The following is a 20,605-nucleotide window of genomic DNA, read 5'->3' as shown; positions in this document are numbered from 1 at the left end:
TCAGCCCACCTCCGCGACGGCCAGTGAGTCCACGACGTAGCCGACGAGATCGCCGACGGTGAGCGCGATGATCTCCTCCAGCCCGCGGTCGGCTATGAACGCGGCGAAGTTGACCCGCTCGCCGTAGAACTCGCGCAGTTCGGCGGAGAGGGTGACGAGGTCGATGCTCTCCAGCTCCAGGTCGTCGTGGAAGGACGTGTCGAGGCTGATCTCGGAGTCGTCGAGCCCGTACTCCTCCAGCACGGTGCGCAGGATGGCCGAGATGTCGGCGAGCGCGGTCGCCGCGTCGGGCGCCGAGGTCCGTCCCCTGTCCGACTGGCCCGCGGGACGGTCGAGTTCAGTGGTCATCTTCGTTCTCCTGATCGTTGACTGTCGTCCAGGCCACGACGTACTCCTTGCCGGGCCCTGCGGACGGCCGGGGGGTGGTCAGCGCACAGTGCCGCACGCGGTACTCCTCGCCCGCGGTGCGGACGGTCAGGCGGTCGCCGTCGGCCGAGGTGATCTCGAACCGCTTCGGCTCACCGCCAAGTCCGGTGCCGCGCGCCTTCGCGACGGCCTCCTTGGCGGCCCAGAATCGGGTGAACCAGAGCCGTTCGGGGGCTCCTTGCGGCCGGTGGACGAGTGACGTGAGCAGCTCGCGCTCGGTGGCGGTGAGGGCCACCGCGAGGGTGCCCTCGGGGCGGTCGGTGACTTCCTCGATGTCGATGCCGCAGGGACCCTCCCTCCTGGCCATCGCCACGGCCGTCTCGCCGCGGTGGGCGATGGAGACGTGCAGCGCGGGCAGGATCCTGCCGTAGCCGCCGGTCACGAAGGGGCGGCCGGCCGGGTCGTTGCCGACCCTGACCTCGGCCGGGTAGACGGGGCCCGCCCCGGCGTCCCACATCACGTTCCGTACCGCGTCCTTGGCGGCGATCCGGCCGAGCAGCCACTGCCGCCGGCCGCGCGGGGCGTGCGCCGCGTACCGTTCGCGTTCCTCTCCCGCCAGGATGTTGCGCATGATCAGCTCGCGGGTGGCCAGATCGGGCCACTCCTCGTGGACCAGCGCCCAGCCGCCGGGCTGCATACGGGACAGCGTGTACCGCTCGGGCTCCCGGTCCACCTCGCGGATGCGCGGATTGCTGTCGAACCGGCGGTCCTGCCAGCCGCTGAACTCTGCCCACACCCGCCCCCGGTGGACCAGCTGCATGTCCGCTTCGAGTGTGGCGTCGGTGACTGAGGTGATCCGGATCAGGCACTCCAGGCGCTCGCCGGGCGCGGGGTGCGGGCCGTGGAAGCGGATCTCCTTCATCCCGACCGGGAACACCGTCGTCCGCACCGGCTGCCGGGCCATGATCCAGTAGCCGAGGAGCTGCCCCACGTTGTCCAGCAGGGCGCCCGGCGCGGGCGGGGTGACGAGCACCCCGCGTACGTGCCGGTCGCCGACCGCGGTCAGTTCGTCCAGGCCCTGGAAGCGCGGGCCGTGGAACATCCAGCGGCGCGAGTACAGCTCCGCCGCGGTCAGCTCGGGCTTCTCCTCCAGCGTCGCGGGAAAGGTCCAGGGCGCGGGAGGCGGCGTGAACCGGGTTTGCTCCGGGGCGAGTTCGACCACGGCCCGGGCGTAGGGGCCGAGGGAGGCGGTGACCCGGTCCGGGCCCTCGGGGGTGATCCGTACGGGGATGTCGACGGCCGGAGTGGCGGTGATCCATTGGTGCAGCCGTACGTCGTGGACGGCTACCGCGCGCCGGCCGGGCGCGGCCCGCTCGGCGAACTCCATGAGGTGGGCGATCACGGTGGTGCCCGGGACCACGGGCCAGCGGTCGGCGGGGTCGGCCTGGGCGGGCTGCCGGAAGAAGCAGTGGTCCAGGAGGTACGGCATGGTGTCGACGGAGACGTGGAGAGTGGCTTCGAGGGACTGGGGCCGGGGCTGGGGTTCGGGTGTGGCGGGCTCGGCCGTACGAAGGTCGGCTCCGTCTTTAGGGGGCCTGCCGCCCGTACGGGGGCCGGGCGGGGCCCCGTCGCGCGAGGCGCCGCGTCCACGTCGCCCCGCCGTCACCACGTCCGAGGCGAGCGCCGTCGCGTCCCGCAGCAGTGCCGACAACTCCGCGCCCAGCAGACCCTGTTCCTCCAGGGCGCCGGCGTCATGGGGCGCGGTGTGTCGCGGCCGGGCCAGTGCGGCGCTCAGCCGGTCGCGGGTCTCCGCGTCCAGGGAGACGTTCGCGCCGCCGAGGTCCAGCCGTACGGGGCGGCTCGGACGGCGTACCGTACGGGCCGGTGTGACGGTCGAGGTCGAGGCCCTGCCCAGCAGCGGGACGGGGTCCGGCGCGGCTCCGTCCGCCCACAACGCGCCCGCCACGCGATGGAGTTGGGGCAGGCCCGAGCGGTGCGGGGAGTGCGCGGGGACCACGAGGTGGTCGCGGCCGTGCAGGGTGTCGTCGATGAGCGAGCCGAGCTGTCCCGCGCCGAGCTGGACGAACGCGCGGAAGCCCGCCGCGTACATCGTCTCCACCAGGGGCCGGAAGCGGACCGGCTCCAGCAGATGGCGGATGAACAGCTCACGGATCGCGGCCGGTTCGTCCGGGTAGGGGGCGACGGTCGTCGCGGACCACAGGGGCAGCGCGGCCGGGTGCAGGGTGTAGGCCTCGGCGGCCGTTCTGATCGGGCCGAGGTAGGGCTCCAGCATCGGGGTGTGGAAGCCGGAGCGGAACGGCAGGATCTGCGAGATCACCGCCCGCGACCGGAACACCTCGACCAGTGCGGCGACGGCGGGCTCGGGGCCGCAGATCATCGACTGGTTGGGCGCGTTGTCGTGGGAGAGGACCACGTCCCCGCGACCGTCCAGCTCGGTCAGTACCACCTCGGCGGGGGCGCCGATCGCGGCGAAGGCCAGCCCGGGGACGCTCAGCGCGTCGGGGTCGAAACCGGCAAGGAAGGCGTCGACCTCCTCCGGAGGGTGGATTCCGGCTGCGGCCATCGCGGTCCACTCGCCAAGACTGTGACCGGCCAGCGCGTCGGGGACGACGCCGAGGCGGCGCAGCGCGGTGTCGAGGAGCCGGCCGAGCTCGAAGACGCCGGTGCCCTGCCTGCCAACGTCACCCACGGTGGCGTCGGTGACGGCGCGCGACCAGGGCAGCGCGAAGTGCCGCGCGATGTCCTCGGAGTTGGGCGCGAACTCGGCCTCCAGGCCGGGGAAGACGAACGCGAGCCTGCCGCCGCCGGGGCCCAGCAGGGGACGCGGCACGAACCACACGTCGTTCCGGCCGCGCCACCCCTTCCCCTTGGCGACCGCCTTGCGGGCCAGCGCCAGCCGCTTGGCCGTCGGCCCGACGACTGCTAGCCGCACCGGATCGGCGGCGGGGGCGCGTTCGTCGAGACCGGCGGCGATGATCGCGGAGTCGGAGCGGTCAAGGAGCGCGGCCATCGCCTCGGGCGTCGGCGCGGTCAGCCGCAGCACCGGCTCCGGCTCGTACACCTCGGCCGCCCGCCGCGAGACCGCGACCTCTTCGAGCACGACGTGCGCGTTGATGCCGCCGAACCCGAAGGCGTTGACGGCGGCCCGGCGCACCGGCTGCCGGTCGTCGGTCCGCCAGGGCCGGGCGGCGCCGATGGGGGTGAACCGGGTGCGGGCGAGCGCCGGATGCGGGTCGTCGCAGTGCAGGGTCGGCGGGAGCACCTGGTGATGGACGGCGAGCGCGGCCTTGATCAGCCCGGCGACGCCCGCCGCGGGCATGGTGTGGCCGATCATCGATTTCACCGAGCCGATGACGGCGTCCGGCGCGCCTTGGGAGGTGTCCGCCGACGGTGGTCCGAACACCTCCGCGAGCGTGGTGAGTTCGGTGCCGTCGCCCGCCGGGGTGGCGGTGCCGTGTGCCTCCAGGAGGCCGATCGAGCCGGGGGCGGACGGGTCGAGCCCCGCGGCGTCCCAGGCCTGGCGGACCGCGCGGACCTGGCCGCCGGAGTCGGGCGCCATCAGACTGGTCGTACGTCCGTCGGAGGCGACGCCGGTGCCGGTGATCGCGGCGTAGATCCGGTCGCCGTCCCGCTCGGCGTCGGCGAGCCGCTTGAGCACGACGATGCCGGTGCCCTCACCGATCAGTACGCCGTCCGCGCCCCGGTCGAACGGCCGGATGCGCTCGCTCGGGGAGAGCGCGCCGAGTTGGCTGAACACGCTCCAGAAGGTGATGTCGTGGCAGTGGTGCACCCCGCCCGCCAGCATCACGTCACAGCGCCCGCTGCCGAGTTCGCGCACGGCGTGGTCGACGGCGATCAGGGAGGAGGCGCAGGCGGCGTCCACGGTGTAGGCGGGCCCGCGCAGGTCGAGCCGGCCCGCCAGCCGGGACGCGGCGAGGTTGGGCACAAGGCCGATCGAGGACTCCGGTGCCTCGGGCCCGAGCCGGTCGGTGAACGCCGCGCGCACCGCCTCCAGTTGGTCGGCGCCGAGGTCCGGCAGCAGCTCGCCCAGGGTGCGCACGAGCTGGCTCGCGGTCCGCACCCGCTGGTCGAGCCGGACCAGGCCGGGGGTGAGATAGCCGCCCCGTCCGAGCACCACACCGACCCGGTGCCGGTCGGCGGGCAGCCGGTCCGGGCCGCCCGCGTCGGCGAGGGCCCCCGCGGCCACCCGCAGCGCGATCAGCTGGTCGGGCTCGGTGGCCGCGACCGCGGTCGGCATGATCCCGAACTCGGTGACGTCCACCTCGGCCAGCTCGTCCACGAAACCGCCGCGCCGGCAGTAGACCCGGTCGGCCCGGGGCTCGGCGCCGGGCGCGTAGTACTCCTCGGCGTCCCAGCGGCCCGGCGGCACCTCGGTGATGGCGTCGACACCGGAGACCAGGTTGTGCCAGTACGTGGCGAGGTCGGGGGCGCCCGGGAAGAGCACCGACATCCCGACGATGGCGATGGGTTCGGCGCGGGCGCCGGTCACGTCGGTCACCAGCCCGACGCCGTGTAGACGACGGCGGTGTCGCCCCCGGGTCCCCAGGCCAGCTCGCGCAGCAGGCTCATGGTGCCCTCGTCGGGATCGATGAGCTGGATGCCGCGGCCCGCGTAGTGCCGCATCAGCTCGGGGGTGACCATGCCGTGGTTGCCGTCGCCGGTCGGCGCCCATGGACCCCAGTGGACGGTCAGTCCGCGGCGGCCGGTACCGGAGTCCGCCCAGCGGGCGCCGAGGGTCTCCAGGGCGTCGTTGGCGGCGGCGTAGTCGGACTGGCCGCGGTTGCCGAGGGCCGCGGCGATGCTGCCGAACAGCACGGTGAACCGGGGGCCGTCCCCGTCCGGCAACTCACCCAGCGCGGCCAGCAGTTCACGTGCGCCGTCGACCTTCGTACGGAACACCCGGTCGTAGGACCGCGGGCTCTTCTCGGCGACCAGCTTGTCCTCGATCACGCCCGCCGCGTACACGACGCCGTCGATTCTCCCGTGCTCGGCGTGGATCTCCTTCACCGCCCGGCGCACGGCGTCGCCGTCCAGCGCGTCCACGGCGCGGTAGCGCACCTCGGAGCCGAGCGCGGCGAGTCTGCGCAGGGTGGCGCGCACCTCGCGTTCGGCCTGGATCCGGCCGATCGCCCGCTCGATCTCGGCGGGGACGCGCAGCCCGCGCGCGATGAGCGCGCTGCGCAGTTCACCGGCGGTGCCCGCGGCGGCGAGGGCTGGGTCCTCCGCGCCCTCGGGCAGGACGGTGCGGCCGAACAGTTCGATCCGGCAGCGGCTCGCGGCGGCCAGGGTCGCGGCGAACCGGGCGGTGATCCCCCGGGCGCCTCCCACCAGCAGGACGACCGAGTCGGCGTCCAGGCCGAGCGCGGCGGCCTCGGCGGCACCGTCCCCGGCCGGCCCCGCGCCCGTGCTGCCGAGCAGACCAAGCCCCTCCTCGGCCATACGCAGTCCGCGCCGCGTGCCGGGGGAGCGCAGGACGACCGGCTCGTGGTCGGGCGCGGTGAGCTCGGCGACCAGCTCCGCGGCGATGTCCTCGGACGCGGTGCCGGGCGGGTGTTCGACGACTCGGGCGACCGTGTCGGGGTACTCCCGGGCGAGCGAGCGGAAGAAGCCGCGCAGCCCGGGGGAGGCGCCCGCGGCGAGCACCCAGCGCGGGTTGCCCGCCAGCACCCGCTGGTAGGCCGGGAAGACGTCCGGCAGGACGGGCGGGGCGTCCGGCGCGATGAGGTGCACGATCCCGTCGAACTCTCCCTCGGCCGGAGGTTCTTCGGCGGTCACCGCATGGGCGCCGTGCACGGTCAGACGGGCGGTCAGTGCCTCGGCGACCGGCCCGGAACCGAGCAGCAGGAAACTGCGGCCGATCAGCAGGTCGCTGGTGGGCGCCGGGTCGGCGGGGGCCAGGTCGAACTCCCGCATCACGAGACGCTTCGGCGCCACGACGACGGGTTCGGGGACGGCCGGGACAGTTTCGAGAGTCTCCGGTTCGGCCGACTCACCTCGGACACCCACCACCAATGCGGCGATGCTCGCGGCGGTACGGGCCTTGGTCAGTTCCTCCACGTCGGTGTCGCCGGTCGCGGTGAGGCCGAGGCGGGTGGCCAGTTCGCCGGCTATCTCGGCTCTCTTGATGGAGTCGACGCTGAGGTCGGCTTCGAGGTCGAGGTCGGGTTCGATCATGTCGACCGGATAGCCGGTGCGCTCGCCGATCACCTCGAGCACGACCGACAGCACCGAGCCACCTGCCGGTACGGCCACTGCAACCGGCACGGCGGCGGGCAGCGCGGTCACCGTGACCGGAGCGTCGGTGTACGTGATCGGGGCGGGGGCCGCGGGACGTACCCCCGGATCCGCTCCCAGGTACCCCAGCATCACATCCCGCTGGGCCGCGATCATCTCCCGGCTCGTGCGCAGGAACTCGCTGATCAGGGCCTCGGATCCGGTGGCCGCCGCCACTGGTCCGACCGGGCTGCTGTGGGTCACGAGGGCCTCCGGGACGCGCTCGGCGGGGTGGAGTGCGGCGGCGGGGATCACGCCGTCCGCCGTACGGATCAGATGGCCGTCGACCGTCCACGCGGCGCGCCTGGGACGCGGGGCGCGGGCGTCGGCGGCGACCGCGTCCCGGCCCTGGAAGAGCCACGAGGTCCTGATGTCCGCACCGGCTACGGCCAGTTGGGCGAGCGCGGCGAGGAACCCGGCGAGACCGGCCCGTCGGCCGTCCTCCAGGGCGACCGTGCGGTGCGGCCGGTCGCCGAGGACCGCGCCCACCAGCCGGGTCAGCACCGAGCCGGGGCCGGCCTCGACGAAGACCCGGGCCCCGGCCTCGTACATCGCCTCGATCTGGTCGGCGAACCGGACCGGGGAGCCGATCTGCGCGGCGAGTTCGGCCCGGATCTCCTCGGGGCCCGGCGGGTAGCGGGTGGCCGTACGGTTCGACCAGACCGGGAAGTCGGTGGGAGCGAACGGGACTTCGGCGAGCACCTCGGCGAAGGTCTCGCCGGCCGCCGCGACCAACGGGCTGTGGAACGCGCAGGCGACCGGGATGCGCTTCGCGCCGAGCCCCTGGGCACGCAGTCGCTCGACGGCGATGAGGACGTCCTCGGTGGGACCCGAAATGACCGTCTGACGGGGCGAGTTGCGGTTCGCCGTCACCACCGAGTCGGTCAGGCCCGCGGTGGTGAGGGCCGCCGCGACCTCCGGTTCGCCCGCGGCGACGGCGGCCATGGTGCCGGGGTCGCCTTCGCCGGTGGCGCCCAGGATCGCGGCGGCGCGTGCGCGGCTGGTGCGCAGCAGGGCGTCGGAGGTGAGGGCGCCCGCCGCGGCCAGCGCGGCCAGTTCTCCGTAGCTGTGACCCGCGGCCATCGCCGGGCGCACTCCCGCCCTGGTCAGGAGCTGAAACGCGGCGAGCCCGGTCAGACCGAGCGCGGGCTGCGCGACGGTGGTGTCGGTGATGCGCTCCTGCTGCTCCTTGCGGCTCGTCTCGTCGAAGGCGGCCGGCGGGAAGAGGACGCGGGCCGTCGTCTCGTCGAGCCTCAGGTTGCGCTGGAGTTCGGGGAAGGCGACGAAGAGTTCGGCGAACATCCCGGGTCGCTGGCTGCCCTGCCCGGGGAAGAGCAGCGCCATGTCACCCGTCGCGTCGTCGTCGGCAGTGAACAGGCCTTCCTTCGGGGCGTGTTCACCGGCGACCGCGCGACGCAGCAGCGCCGTCAGGTCCTCGGTCGACCCGGCGACGAGGGCGATCCAGGTCCGGGCGCCCCGGCTGGTGGCGGCCTCGGCGCGCCGGGACGCGGCGAGCGCGAAGTCCCGCAGCCGCCACGGCTCGTACGGTCCGGGGTCCGCCTCCACGAGGGCGAGCAGTTCGGAGGCGGCCCGTACCGCCGCCGCCCGGTCCGCGCCCCGGAACGTGAAGAGCTCGGCGGGCCAGTGCTGGGCCGAGGTGACCGGCGGCGGCCCGTCCTCGTAGGCCCTCAGGACTACGTGGAAGTTGGTGCCGCCGAAGCCGAAGGCGCTGACCCCGGCCACCCGTTCGGCCGGGGCGGCGGACCAGGGACGGGCCTCGGTGTGGAAGGCGAACGGGCTGCTCTGCGCGTCCCAGGCCGGGTTCGGCTCGGTGAGGTGCAGGGTCGGCGGCTTCACGCCGGTGTGCAGGGCGAGCGAGGTCTTGATCAGTCCGGCGAGTCCGGCCGCGCACTTGGTGTGCCCGATCTGCGACTTGACCGAGCCGAGCGCGCACGCACCGGGCGGAGCCCCGGCCTCCTCGAACACCCGGGTGAGGGAGCCGAGTTCGGTGCGGTCACCGACGACGGTGCCGGTGCCGTGCGCCTCGACGAGCCCGACCTCGGCGGGCGAGATGCGCGCGTTGCGGTAGGCCCGGGTCAGCGCGTTGTACTGGCCCTCGGGCCGGGGCGCTGTCAGGCCGAGCGCCCGGCCGTCGCTGGCGCTGCCGACGCCCTTGATCACCGCGTACACCCGGTCGCCGTCCCGCTCGGCGTCGGCGAGCCGCTTGAGGACGACACAGCCGACGCCCTCGCCGAGCGCGATGCCGTCGGCCGCGCTGTCGAAGGGCGCGGAGCGTCCCGAGGGCGACAGGGCGTGCGCGGAGGCGAAGAGCAGGTAGTCGTTGATGCCGTTGTGCAGGTCGGCGCCGCCGCACAGCACCAGGTCGCTCGTCCCGCTCGCCAGTTCCTTGCACGCCACGTCGACGGCGGTGAGGGAGGAGGCGCAGGCGGCGTCCACGGTGTAGTTGGCGCCGCCGAGGTCGAGGCGGTTGGCGATCCGGCCCGCGATGACGTTGGCGAGGATGCCGGGGAAGGAGTCCTCGGTGAGCTTGGGCAGCCGCTCGTCCAGCGCGGGCGGCAGGCTCCCCAGGTAGGCGGGCAGGACGGAGCGCAGGGTCATCGCGTTGGACAGGTCGCTGCCCGCCTCCGCGCCGAACACGACCGACGCGCGGGCCCGGTCGAAGGACCGGCTGCCGTAGCCGGAGTCCTCCAGGGCGCGGCGCGCCGCCTCCAGGGCGAGCAGCTGCACCGGCTCGATGGCGGGCAGCGAGGCGGGCGGAATGCCGTACCGCAGCGGCTCGAAGGGGATCTCGGGGAGGAAGCCGCCCCAGCGGGACGGGGTCTTCTCCCCGGCGCCCCGAGGGTCGTGGTACAGCTCGGCGTCCCAGCGGGTCGCGGGCACCTCGGTGACGGCGTCCTCGCCCGCCAGCACGTTCGCCCAGAAGGTGGCGAGGTCGGGGGCGCCGGGGAACATGCAAGCCATGCCGACGATCGCGATGTCCAGCGGTTCGGGGGAGGGTTCGGCGGCGGGTTCACCGATGCCGAGGGCCTCCCGCCGCGCCGCCAGGAAGCGGGCCGCGCCGCTGGTGACCGAGGCGTGCAGCTCGGCGACGGTGGTGACGGCGGAGCGCAGCACGGCGACCTCGCCGGCCATGAACATGCCCTCCGCGAGCTGTCTGTCCTCGCCGACCGCGCTCAGCCCGCCGTCGACCCGCTCGATGCCCTTGCTGGCCAGTCGTAGCCGCCCCACGTTGAGCCGCTCCAGCTGCTCCCAGGCCTCGCGGCCGGGTGTCCCGCGGGCGGCCAGGTCCTCCTTGACCGCGGTGAACTCGTCGGTGAACGGGCTGCGGACACAGCGGGTGGCGTGTCCGGGAGCGGTCTCCAGGAGGTCGGTGCGCTCGGCGTCGATGACCTGCCGCTGGAACAGGGGCAGCACCGCGCCCGCGCTCACGGCCTCCTCGGTGAACAGGTACGCCGTGCCCATCAGCACGCCCACGGCCGCACCCCGCGCGCTCAGCGGCGCGGCGAGCGCGGTGACCATGGCGGCGGAGCGTTCGTCGTGCACCCCGCCCGCGAAGAACAGCCGGAGTTCGGTGGCGGTGCCGTTCTTCGCGCCCGCCAGGAACTCTTCGAGCACGCCGAGCTGCGCCTCCCACAGCGGGAAGCTGCCCCGCGGTCCGACATGGCCGCCGCACTCGGCGCCCTCGAAGACGAACTTGCGCGCGCCCGCTTCCAGGAACTGCTTCAGCAGCCCCGGCGACGGCACGTGCAGGAAGGTGGAGATGCCCACCTCCTCCAGCGCTGCGGCTTGCGCGGGACGCCCGCCCGCGATGATCGCGTGGGACGGGCGGATCTCCCGTACGACCTCCAGCTGGGCGGCCTTGATCTCCTCGGCGGCGAAGCCGAGGACGCCGACGCCCCAGGGCGCCTCGCCGAGAGCGTCCCTGGTCTGCTCCAGTACGGCGCGGGTCTGGTCGGCGCCGGACACCGCGAGCGCGATGAAGGGCAGCCCGCCGTGGCTGCTGACCTCGGCGGCGAACGCGGCCTGGTCGCTCACCCGGGTCATCGGCCCCTGGGCGACGGGCAGTTCGCTCCCGAAGGGGCGGTTGCCCGTGCCGTCGGGGCCGAGCGAGGGACCCGCGCCCTTCGACGGGTCGAGCGAGGGACCCGCGCCCTTCGACAGGTCGAGAGCGGGAGCCGCGCTCTTCGCCGAGTCGAGACCGGGCCCCACGCTCTTCAACGCGTCGAGTACGGCGTCCCGTACGCCCCGCACCGCCGCGTGGACGGTGCCCCAGCGCTCCTGGAAACGGGCGGCGAGGAAGCCGTCCTGTCCGACCTCGGGGGCGGGTGTGCCCTCCTGGGCACCCCGGCGCCGTACGACTCGGCGGCCGTCCTCCACGGTGGTCTCGGAGCCGTCGAGCCCGGCGAGCAGCGCGGAGGTCCCGGCGGGCAGTTCGGCCTCGGCCTCGGCGAGCAGGGCGAGCTGGGTGTCCAGGACGACACCGGCGCCGCCGCCCGCGACGACGGCCGCCGCGGTGTGCGGGCCCGCGCCGCCGCAGGCCCAGACCGGAAGGTCCCACTCGTCGTCGCTGAGAAGCTGTTGGAGCAGTACGAAGGTGCTCAGTTCGCCCACGGGACCGCCCGCCTCGTGGCCTCGGGCGATCAGCCCGTGCGCCCCGGCCGCGGCGGCGCGTAACGCCTGCGCGCGGCCGGTCACCTCGACGAGTACGCGGTGGCTGGGGAAGTCCGCGGGCGTGCAGGAGGCGTCGGCGGTCAGCAGGACGGTGTGGACACAGGCGGGGAGGTCCCGCGCGGGAAAGGCATCGTTGTCGCGGAGCCGTACGCCGAAACCGGCGGCGGACCATTCCTCGGACAGCGCGAGTTCCGCCGCCGCCCGACGCCCGCCCGCGGTGAGGTCGAGCACCCCGAGACCGCCCGCCCGTACGGCGGCCGCGGTGACCCGTGCCGAGGGGACGGCGAACGGGTTCAGGGCGATGACGATGTCCTCTACGGCAAACAGGCCGGAAGTATCGAAATTCGACACAGGCACGCGAACGCTCCAAATCGCACGAGGGTGAGGATTGGTGGGGGAGAGCGGAGAGCGCTTGCGCTTCACAACAAGCCGACAGCCGATGCGAAGCACGCTCATGCTTATTGCGCATCCACGTGAAAGTCAAACTCTCAAGGAGGCTGTCATTACCGGACGTAACACGGTCGACACAGCCACCGCTGAGCCAGATGCGATCTGGCAACAGAGGCCTTGTTCGGGGGAGTTGACGGGATCGAGGGCCGCTGGTCGGTTCGCTCCGCGACCCCGATTCGGCCTGCGGCAATGCCTGCTGACGTAGTGTCGAACACGGGGTCCACTTCGATCTTGCGGAAACGAACTGTTTCCCCCGCTGTAAATTGAAACTTTTATTAGTTCCCCTCTTCATAATCAAAATTCACGTTGGTCGAAAGGGTGGGATTTTGGCAGTTGAGGGTGAATGGCAACGATTCGTACTCGCCGGTAAGTTGGCTCATTTCAACAGCACAGCCCGGCCGCGGGAGCGGCCGGGCCGTGCCGGATCCAAAGGCGCCGGGGCGGGTCACTCGGCGTAGAACGTCGCGTCCGTCCTGGCGAGCGTCGTGTCGGCGGGCTGGGTGCAGAGCAGGTAGCCGTAGTGCCGGAGGTGCCGGCCGGCGCCGCCGTACGACTCGAACGAGACACCTGAGGCCGCGTCGGCGAGGCCCGCCCGCCGGTAGAAGCCGGCGTCGTTCCCGAAGGCCGCGGTGCCCTCGTCCTTCTCCACCCAGACGTCGTTGTTCTTCCGGTGGAGGTGGTAGCCCGGGTGGTTGGCCGATTCGAGGGAGACGGTCCCGCCCCGGCGAGCCCGCTCGCCACCCGGGAACTGCGAGTCGGCCAGGTTGGTGACCTCCGGCTCGATCTTGGCGAGGACCGCGGTCGGCAGGCGGCCGAGAAGGCGTCTCGTGATCCTGGTTTCTCCCGGGGGCGGATGCCGGAGGGTGGGCGTGAGCTGCCACTGCTGGCAGGCGTTGCCGAGTTCGAGTCCGGTCGCCCTCAAGGCGCTTGGGCTCAGTTCGTCACAGGAAGCCCCGCCGTACGCAGGACCCTGCGCTCGGCGTCGACCGCGAACACCTCGCACCCTTCGCGCGACGCGGCCCACTCGACGCCCTCCGCGCCCATCGCGAACGCCGCCGTCGCCGTCGCGTCCGCCTCGGTCAGTGACGGCGCCACGACGGTGATGCTGAGCAGCCCGGTGGCCGGGCGGCCGGTGCGCCCGTCGAGGATGTGGTTCCCGCGTTCGTAGCGCGCGGAGGTCGCCACCGCGCCGTCGGTGATCTCCAGCACCGTGCACAGCCGGTCGGCCCGCTCGGGATGGCGCACGCCCACCCGCCAGGGACCGCCCGCGGCCACCACATCACCACCGGCGTTCAGACAGAACCGGGAAGTCCCCCGGCCGCTGAGGAGGTTCGCGGCCCGCTGCACCGACCACCCCTTCACCATCGCGCAGGGATCCAGGCCGCGGCCCGGCAGCCGTACGTCGAACGCGCCGCCGGTCGCGACCCGGTACTCCTCGCACAGGCCGAGGACCTCGGTCAGGTCCGGGCTGAGCTCGTGGGGGGTGAGCTCACCCCGGTCGAGCCGGGACACCTCGCTGTCCGCGCGGAAGGGGCTGAAGCGGGCGTCGACCTCGCGCAGCCACGCGAACACGGGGTCCGCGGTCTCCTCGGACGCGTTCTCGTCGTCGATCCGCAGTGAGACCGGGAACCCCATGACCTGTTCGACGCGCCGCATCCCGCTATCCCTTCGCGTCGAGCGCGGCCTGCAGCGACGTGACGTATCCGTCGCTGGTGATCGTGGCGCCGGACACCGAGTCGATGTCGGCGCTCTGTGCCTGGAGCGTCTCCTGGATCAGCTTCGGCACGGCCGCCGTGGTCTGCGGGTGGTTCGGCTGCTGGAGCATCCGCACCGAACTGATCTTGTCGCCCTCGAAGGTCACCTCCACCTGCACGGCGCCCTTGGAGGTGTTCACGGTGGAGCCCTGGACGACGTGGGAGGCCGCGGCCGAGGACGACGCGGACGAGGACGAGGAGGGCGACGAAGACGACGAAGAAGATGAAGACGGGGTCGAGGCGGGCGCGGCGACCTCGGCGGTCGTCGTCGTACCGCTCGACGGCGCGTAGCGCCACAGCGGGACGAGGCCGGCGATGGACAGGGCCAGTACAGGCAGTGCTCGTTTCACCGTGTCTCTCTCATCCCGCCAGGCTGAAACGCTCGCAGTGGATCTGCGGCTTGGGCACGCCCAGGTCGCGCAGGGTGCGCAGCACCGCGCTCGTCATGGCGGGCGGCCCGCATACGAAGACGTCCCGTTCGGCGACGTCCGGCACGAGCCGCGCGAGCTCGCGCGGCGCCAGCTTGTCCGGCGTGGCCGGTCCGGTCACCACGTGCAGCTCGGCGTCCTTGGCGTACGCGAGCTCCCGCAGTTCGTCGAGGAGCACCGCGTCGCGGTCGGTGGCCACCCGGTAGATGAGCACGACATGGTCGTGCAGGTCCTCCAGCAGGGCCCGGATCGGGGTGATGCCCACGCCGCCCGCGACGAGCAGGGTCTCGGAGCGGGTGCGGTGCAGGGTGGTGAAGGCGCCGTAGGGGCCCTCGGCGAAGACCCGTGTGCCCACCTTCAGATGGCGCAGGGCCGCGGTGCCGTCGCCGGCCGTCTTCGCGGTGAGCCGCAGCCGGTTGCCGTCCGGGGCGGCCGACAGGGAGAACGGGTTCGCCTGCCACCAGCGGTCCTTGGTCAAAAACCGCCACAGGAAGAACTGCCCCGCCTGCGCGGGCAGCAGGTCGAGGTCGCGTCCGGTGACGTAGATCGAGACGACGTTGTCGGACTCGGGGACGACGGCCGAGACCCGCAGCTGGTGGCGCAGGTTCCGCCGCACCGGAAGGACCACCCGGCCCAGGAACACCGAACCGAGCGCGACACCCCACAGGCCCCACCAGTAGGCGGTGGCCGCGGACGAGGTGGTGAAGGTGGTGCCCACCGCGACCTGGTGCGTGAAGGCCAGCACCACCGCCACATACGTGTAGAGGTGGATGAAGTGCCATGTCTCGTAGGCCAGCCGGCGCCGTGCGAAGCGCGCCGACACCCCGCCGATCACGAGGATCAGGGCCAGCGCGACGATCGCCCGCAGCACGCCCTCGGTCGTCGTGGCCAGCTCCACCAGCTCGTCCCAGAAGGACGCCGACGCCGCCCCGGCGTAGCCGAGGGTGATGAACAGCGCGTGCGACAGCAGCGTCCACAGCAGGCCGAAGCCGACCCAGCGGTGCCAGGAGGTCAGCCGGTCCATGCCGATCCGGTGGTCGAGCCACGGCAGGCGGGCGACCAGCAGCAGCTGGAAGGCCATCAGGAGCGCCCCGTACAGGCCCGCCAGCCGGCCGAGCATGATCAGGGTGTCCGAACCGGGCCCGGCCCGGAGGAAGAACACGGTCACGACGGCCGCGTTCGCGGCCAGCAGGGCGTACAGCCCGGTGCGGGCCACCACCTTCGGGCGTATCGCCGTCGGGGGCGGCTGGACACGTTCGACAGTGGTCACGGAGAGCAGCTCCTCGTTCGGGTGTGGGGCCTTCGAGCCTGCCCGGTGGGAGCTGTCGATTTCCTGTCGGTCAACTTTCAAGTTTTTATCGATGTGGATCAGAGACATCGGCGGCTATGGCGTCGGTGGCCACGTCACGCACTATGAGCAGGTGGAAAAAGTGCGCCTCCTGGTCGTGGACGACGACCCTCCCATAGCCGATCTCGTCGCGACGGTCGCCCGCTACGAGGGCTGGGAGGCGATGACCGCGTACTCCGGAGAGGACGCGCTGCGCCGGGCCGCCGAGTTCCACCCCGACATCGTGGTGCTCGACCTGATGCTGCCCGGCCTCGACGGGTTCGCCGTCCTCGACCGGCTGCGGCAGTCCGGGACAATGGTGCCCGTCGTCTTCCTCACCGCTCGCGACGGCGTCGCGGACCGGGTCGCGGGCCTCACCCGCGGCGGCGACGACTACCTGGTCAAGCCGTTCGCCGTGGAAGAGCTCATGGCGCGGTTGCGGACCGTCCTGCGGCGCGCCGCGGGCCCCGGCTTCCAGCGCTCCGTGCTCCAGGTCGCCGACCTGACGATGGACGAGGACACCCGTGAGGTGCGCCGCGCCGACCGGCTGCTCACCCTCACCCCGACCGAGTACGAGGTCCTGCGCTACCTCATGCGCAAGTCACCGACCGTCCTCACCAAGGCCCAGATCCTCGACCACGTGTGGGAGTACGGCTTCGGGGGCCGCTCCAACGTCGTGGAACTGGTCGTCAGCCGGCTGCGCCGCAAGCTCGACGGCAACAAGCTCGACGGCAACGGCGAGTCCGACAGCGGCGAGTCGCTCATCCACACCGTGCGCGGCGTCGGATACGTGGTGCGACAGGTCGCCGAGTGAGCGGCTCCGGGACCCGCGGTGCGCTTCGCCGCCTGCGGGGCGCCTACCGCCGGACACGCCTGGGCACCCGGCTGGCCCTCGGCATCGGCGTGCTGTCCCTCGTCGTGTTCGCCGTCGTCGGCACGGCCCTGACGACGTACATGAAGGACTACCTGGAACGTCAGCTCGGCGAGCAGATGAAGCTCGTCCAGGTCACCCAGTCCAAGGACGCCCAGGCGCACGGCACTGTCCAACGGCGGCCGTACTACGGCTGGTTCACCGCCGTGTACGACGTCAAGGGCCATACGGCGGTCCTGCGCAAGCCCGCCGACGTCCCCGCCGACACCGCCGAACTCACCGCCGCCGCACAGGCGTTGCCGGACGGGGGCGACGCGCATCTGCTGCGCACCGCGCACATCGCGGGCGAGGGCACGTACAAGCTGCGCGCCTGCGAGGTCGACCCCGGGGTCGTCCTCGTCACCGCGGCGCCCATGCAGGACATGCAGGCCACCGTGCGGCAGCTGATCACGGTCCAGGTCGTCACCTTCGCGCTCGCCCTGCTCGGGCTCGTCGTGCTCGGCCGGACGGTACTGCGGCGCGGGCTGAAGCCCTTCAGCGACATGGCGCACACCGCCCGCGGCATCACCTCGCACAACCTCACCGGCTCGGCGCGGCTGGAGGCGCGGGCCGGGGGCGGGCGCGGCGGACCCGAGGTCGAGGAACTGCGCACCGCGTTCAACACCATGCTGGAGCACATCGACGACGCGCTCGCCGTCCGCACCGAGGCCGAGCAGCGGCTGCGCCGGTTCGTCGCGGACGCCTCGCACGAGCTGCGTACGCCCCTGATGTCGGTACGCGGCTACGCGGACCTCTTCCAGTACGCCGCCGCCAACGAGCCCGAGGAACGCGACAAGCACCTGGCCCGGCTGCGCGCCGAGGCCGCCAGGATGGGCGTACTCCTCGACGACCTGCTCCTCCTCGCCCGCCTGGACGCCGCCGAGGTGGAGACACCACTGCGGCTGGAGGACGCGGACCTGGCGGAACTGGCGCGGGAGGCCGCGGACGCCTTCCGCGCCGGGCGAGGGGAGCACGTGCTGTCCGTGACGGCCGGCCCCGACCCGGTGCGCCTGCGCCTGGATCCCCTGCGTATCCGGCAGGTCCTCGACAACCTGCTCACCAACGCCGCCATGCACACCCCGGCGGGGACGAAGGTGTGCCTGGAGGTGTCGGCCACGGGGACGGGGCGGCCCGGGCGCGTCGGCTCGTCCGGTACGGCGGTCGTGCGGGTCTCCGACTCCGGGCCCGGGATCCCGGCCGCCGACCAGGAAAGGGTCTTCGACCGGTTCTACCGCGTCGACAAGGCCCGCAGCCGCGACCGCGGCGGCAGCGGGCTGGGCCTCGCGGTCGCCCGCTCACTGGTCCGGGCACACGGCGGCACCATCGAAATGACCAGCCGCCCCGGCTCGACGGCGTTCACGATCCGTCTCCCCCTCCCGCCCTCGCTCCCGTGACCACGGGGGAGTACATCCACGCGGCCGCCGTCGGCTCGCTCAGCCGGTGCCTCAGCCAGTGCCTCAGCCGGTCGCGCGGACCGCGTCGCGGATCAGCTCGGCGACCAGCTTCGGCCGGGACACCGCGACGGCGTGCGAGGCGCCCTCGACCTCCAGGATCGTCGCTCCCGCACGCTTCGCGCCGAAGCGCTCGACCTCGGGGTTGATCGCCTGGTCCGCCGCGGCGACCAGGGCCCAGGAGGGCTTGGTCTTCCACGCGGCGGCGGTGGCCGTCTCCGTGAACGCCCCGGCGGCGAGCGGACGCTGGGCGACCGCCAGCACCTTGGTGACGTCGGCGGGGACGTCCGCGGCGAAGACGGACGGGAACGCCTCGGGAACGATGGTGACCTCGACGGCCGGGTCACCGCCCTCGACGGGATACGTGGCCTGCCTCAGGCTGCTGCCCAGCGGCGAGTCGGGGAAGCGTCCCTGCAACTCGCCGAGGCTCTCGCCCTCCTCCAGGACGTACGCCGCGACGAAGACCAGCCCGACCACGTTCTCCACGGTGCCCGCGACGGTGATGACCGCGCCGCCGTAGGAGTGACCGACCAGCACGACGGGGCCGTCGATCTGCGCGGCCACCGAGGCGATGTACGCGGCGTCGGAGGCCAGACCGCGCAGCGGGTTCGGCGGCGCGACGACGGGGATGCCGTGGTTCTGCAGTTCCGCGATGACGCCGGACCAGCTGGCCGCGTCGGCGAACGCGCCGTGCACGAGCAGGGCGGTGGGAGTGGTGTTCCCGGACATGACTGTCTCTCCTTGTCGGTCGTGTGGACCCGGTCAGCCCGCGTGCAGCGCGGTGTGCAGCGTGCGGGTGGCCAACGTCAGCGCGGCCTCGGCGGCATGGGTGCCGCGCAGGGCGTTGAGCATGACGAAGTCGTGGATGATGCCCTGGAAGCGCACTGCGGTGACCGCGACGCCCGCCTCGCGGAGCTTGTTCGCGTAGGCCTCGCCCTCGTCGCGCAGGACGTCGGCCTCGCCGGTGATGACCAGGGCCGGGGGCAGGCCGGTGAGCTGCTCGGTGGTGGCGCGCAGCGGGGAGGCGGTGATCTGGGCGCGCTCGGCCTCGTCGGTCGTGTACTGGTCCCAGAACCACTGCATGCCGTCGCGGCGCAGGAAGTAGCCGGTGGCGAACTGGTGGTAGGAGCCGGTGTCGAAGTTCGCGTCGGTGACCGGGTAGAACAGCACTTGCTGGAGCAGCGGGACATCGCCGCGCTCCTTGGCCATCAGGGTCAGGGCGATGGTCATGTTGCCGCCGACGGAGTCGCCGGCCACCGCGAGGCGGCTGCCGTCCAGGCCCTTGGACGCGCCCTGCTGCACGACCCACTGAGCGACTGTGTAGTTCTGCTCGATGGCGACCGGGTACCGGGCCTCGGGCGAGAGGTCGTACTCGGGAAAGACCACCGCGGCCTCGGCGCCGACGGCCAGTTCGCGGACCAGGCGGTCGTGGGTGTGGGCGTTGCCGAACACCCAGCCCGCGCCGTGGATGTAGAGGATCACCGGGAGGGTGCCGGTGACGCCTGCGGGCTTGACGATCCGGGCACGGACGCTGCCCGTCGGACCACCCGAGACGGTGATCCACTCCTCGTCGATGTCCGGCATCTCGATCTCGCCGGACTGCACCTCGTCGACGGCCTTGCGACCCTCCACCGGGGCGAGGTCGAACAGGTACGGCGGATTGGCGGTGGCTTCCGCGAAAGCGGCTGCCGCCGGTTCCAGTACAGGCTTGACCGGCTCTGCGGCGTCGGACATGGGAGTCTCCTGAAGCGTTGTTCCTGGGTACGCCGGGCAATGCTCCGGCCTTGCACCCACGCTAGAGGCGCGGTGCGGGTGTGAATGGTCCGTCAGCGCACCGCTGGTGAACTCACAGCGCCCAACGTGTCGAACCACCGCACATCTGCGACCGCCTCAGCGGCGGCCGGCGGGCGCGCCGCGGCCGACGCCGTCCCGCCATTCGCTGGGGGACATGCCGTACGCGGCCCGGAAGACCCGGCTGAAGTGGGTGGCGCTCATGAACCCCCAGCGGTTGGCCACCGCCGCGATGGTCCGACTGCCCCGGGCCCGGATCATCAGGTCCCGGCGGCACTCCGCGAGCCGGCGCCGCTGGATCCACCGGCCGACCGTGGTGCCCTCGTCCTGGAAGAGCCGGTGCAGATAGCGCGCGGAGATGTGATGGGCCCCGGCGATCGTCTCGGGGGAGAGGTCCTCGTCGGTCAGGTGCAGGTCGATGAACTCCAGGATCCGGGCCATCAGCGGCGTCCGGGCGTCGAGCGTGCCGGTGGCGTCCCGGCCCAGCCGCTCGGTGGCGAGGGTGGCCAGCACGTTCACGGCGTTCCAGGCGAGCAGCTCGCCGACCGGCGGCCGGGACGAGGAGGCCGTGTCGGCGAGTACGGACAGGAACGGTGACAGCAGGCTGCCCAGCCGGGACGCACGGGCAACCGGCGTCCCCGCGAGCCGGGGCACATCGGCCGCGTCGAGCCCGAGCGACTCGTACGGCACGAGGAACACCTTCATGCGGAAACGCTCGGGGAAGTCGAGCGTCGCCGGATCGTGCGCGTCGTAGAAGCAGATGTCTCCCGGCTCGAGGAAGACGTCCTCGGGCCGCCGCGGACTGTGCGCGCCGCTCCCGCCTCGTACGCCTGCCGCGCCTCGTATGCCTACGAAGAGGTACTCGCCGCTGTCCCGGGCGACCAACCGGTGTGCCAGCCGGGCCGGGTAGGGACGGCCCGCCCCGGGCAGCTCCGCGGGCGCCGCGCCCGGGACGACGATGTCGAGGCCCATGGGCAAGCGGCACCTGCCGGTCTCACCCGTCTCACCTCGGCCGGTCCCCATGGTGCTGAAACTGGACGTCATCCGCCGTTGCCTCCGAGCCCTGCCGAACTGTCGAGAGGAGTGACGACGCCTCGTGGGACGGTCGTCCACTCCGCTCG

12 protein-coding genes are annotated in these 20,605 nt (G+C 72.8%); 2 read left to right on the top strand and 10 right to left on the bottom strand.

Translation table 11 applies throughout. From position 1 onward, the window contains the following. From SMIR_RS06190 to SMIR_RS06160, 7 genes are all read right to left on the bottom strand, one after another. Nucleotides 1-348 carry an acyl carrier protein gene (locus SMIR_RS06190; protein ID WP_168496994.1) on the bottom strand — a complete coding sequence of 116 codons (348 nt, stop codon included), beginning with the start codon at nt 346-348 and terminating at the stop codon, nt 1-3. Next, on the bottom strand, nt 338-4,858 hold the full coding sequence (locus tag SMIR_RS06185) for a type I polyketide synthase (protein ID WP_212728317.1): 4,521 nt from the start codon (nt 4,856-4,858) through the stop codon (nt 338-340). The genes SMIR_RS06190 and SMIR_RS06185 overlap by 11 nt, the downstream gene beginning before the upstream one ends. 44 nt (nt 4,859-4,902) lie before the next feature. Then, on the bottom strand, nt 4,903-11,730 hold the full coding sequence (locus tag SMIR_RS06180; RefSeq protein ID WP_249938385.1) for a type I polyketide synthase: 6,828 nt from the start codon (nt 11,728-11,730) through the stop codon (nt 4,903-4,905). Nucleotides 11,731-12,268: 538 nt separating this feature from the next. Next, nucleotides 12,269-12,745, bottom strand: a complete 477-nt coding sequence (locus SMIR_RS06175; protein WP_248003196.1) for an AbfB domain-containing protein — start codon at nt 12,743-12,745, stop codon at nt 12,269-12,271. An 11-nt stretch (nt 12,746-12,756) separates the two neighbouring features. Continuing rightward, nucleotides 12,757-13,479 (bottom strand): FAD:protein FMN transferase, encoded by a 723-nt coding sequence (locus SMIR_RS06170; protein WP_168497000.1) that lies wholly within the window; start codon nt 13,477-13,479, stop codon nt 12,757-12,759. Between the two features lie 4 nt (nt 13,480-13,483). Then, complete coding sequence (locus SMIR_RS06165) at nt 13,484-13,927, bottom strand: FMN-binding protein (protein WP_168497002.1); 444 nt, start codon at nt 13,925-13,927, stop codon at nt 13,484-13,486. 10 nt (nt 13,928-13,937) lie between these two features. Continuing rightward, nucleotides 13,938-15,356 carry a ferredoxin reductase family protein gene (locus tag SMIR_RS06160; protein ID WP_422664407.1) on the bottom strand — a complete coding sequence of 473 codons (1,419 nt, stop codon included), beginning with the start codon at nt 15,354-15,356 and terminating at the stop codon, nt 13,938-13,940. Nucleotides 15,357-15,366: 10 nt separating this feature from the next. On the opposite strand from SMIR_RS06160, the gene SMIR_RS06155 reads away from it, so the two are divergent. Together SMIR_RS06155 and SMIR_RS06150 are read left to right on the top strand one after the other, a co-directional pair. Continuing rightward, entirely contained in the window at nt 15,367-16,146 is a 780-nt protein-coding gene (locus SMIR_RS06155) for a response regulator transcription factor (RefSeq protein ID WP_249938383.1), read from the top strand. Then, nucleotides 16,143-17,636, top strand: coding sequence for a sensor histidine kinase (locus SMIR_RS06150; RefSeq protein ID WP_168497006.1), 1,494 nt, complete (start codon nt 16,143-16,145; stop codon nt 17,634-17,636). Before SMIR_RS06155 ends, SMIR_RS06150 begins: the two co-directional genes overlap by 4 nt. 63 nt (nt 17,637-17,699) lie before the next feature. Here the strand turns inward: SMIR_RS06150 and SMIR_RS06145 are convergent, their stop codons facing one another. From SMIR_RS06145 to SMIR_RS06135, 3 genes are all read right to left on the bottom strand, one after another. Continuing rightward, nucleotides 17,700-18,422 (bottom strand): alpha/beta fold hydrolase, encoded by a 723-nt coding sequence (locus SMIR_RS06145; RefSeq protein WP_168497008.1) that lies wholly within the window; start codon nt 18,420-18,422, stop codon nt 17,700-17,702. 33 nt (nt 18,423-18,455) lie between these two features. After that, nucleotides 18,456-19,427, bottom strand: coding sequence for an alpha/beta hydrolase (locus SMIR_RS06140; protein WP_168497010.1), 972 nt, complete (start codon nt 19,425-19,427; stop codon nt 18,456-18,458). A gap of 156 nt (nt 19,428-19,583) precedes the next feature. Next, entirely contained in the window at nt 19,584-20,456 is an 873-nt protein-coding gene (locus SMIR_RS06135; protein WP_249938382.1) for a helix-turn-helix domain-containing protein, read from the bottom strand. Between the last annotated feature and the right edge of the window lie 149 nt (nt 20,457-20,605).

The sequence above is a fragment of the Streptomyces mirabilis genome (assembly GCF_018310535.1).
Classification (GTDB): domain Bacteria; phylum Actinomycetota; class Actinomycetes; order Streptomycetales; family Streptomycetaceae; genus Streptomyces.
The sequence above is the reverse complement of the archived record's forward strand: the minus strand, read 5'-3'. Positions and strand labels throughout refer to the sequence as shown.

What these genes read in the sequence shown, in the direction of transcription:
- SMIR_RS06190 (WP_168496994.1), bottom strand. Translation starts at nt 348, where the DNA reads ATGACCACTGAACTCGACCGTCCCGCGGGCCAGTCGGACAGGGGACGG.
- SMIR_RS06185 (WP_212728317.1), bottom strand. Translation starts at nt 4,858, where the DNA reads ATGTCGGTGCTCTTCCCGGGCGCCCCCGACCTCGCCACGTACTGGCAC.
- SMIR_RS06170 (WP_168497000.1), bottom strand. Translation starts at nt 13,479, where the DNA reads ATGCGGCGCGTCGAACAGGTCATGGGGTTCCCGGTCTCACTGCGGATC.
- SMIR_RS06155 (WP_249938383.1), top strand. Translation starts at nt 15,367, where the DNA reads ATGTGGATCAGAGACATCGGCGGCTATGGCGTCGGTGGCCACGTCACG.
- SMIR_RS06145 (WP_168497008.1), bottom strand. Translation starts at nt 18,422, where the DNA reads ATGTCCGGGAACACCACTCCCACCGCCCTGCTCGTGCACGGCGCGTTC.
- SMIR_RS06140 (WP_168497010.1), bottom strand. Translation starts at nt 19,427, where the DNA reads ATGTCCGACGCCGCAGAGCCGGTCAAGCCTGTACTGGAACCGGCGGCA.
- SMIR_RS06135 (WP_249938382.1), bottom strand. Translation starts at nt 20,456, where the DNA reads ATGGGCCTCGACATCGTCGTCCCGGGCGCGGCGCCCGCGGAGCTGCCC.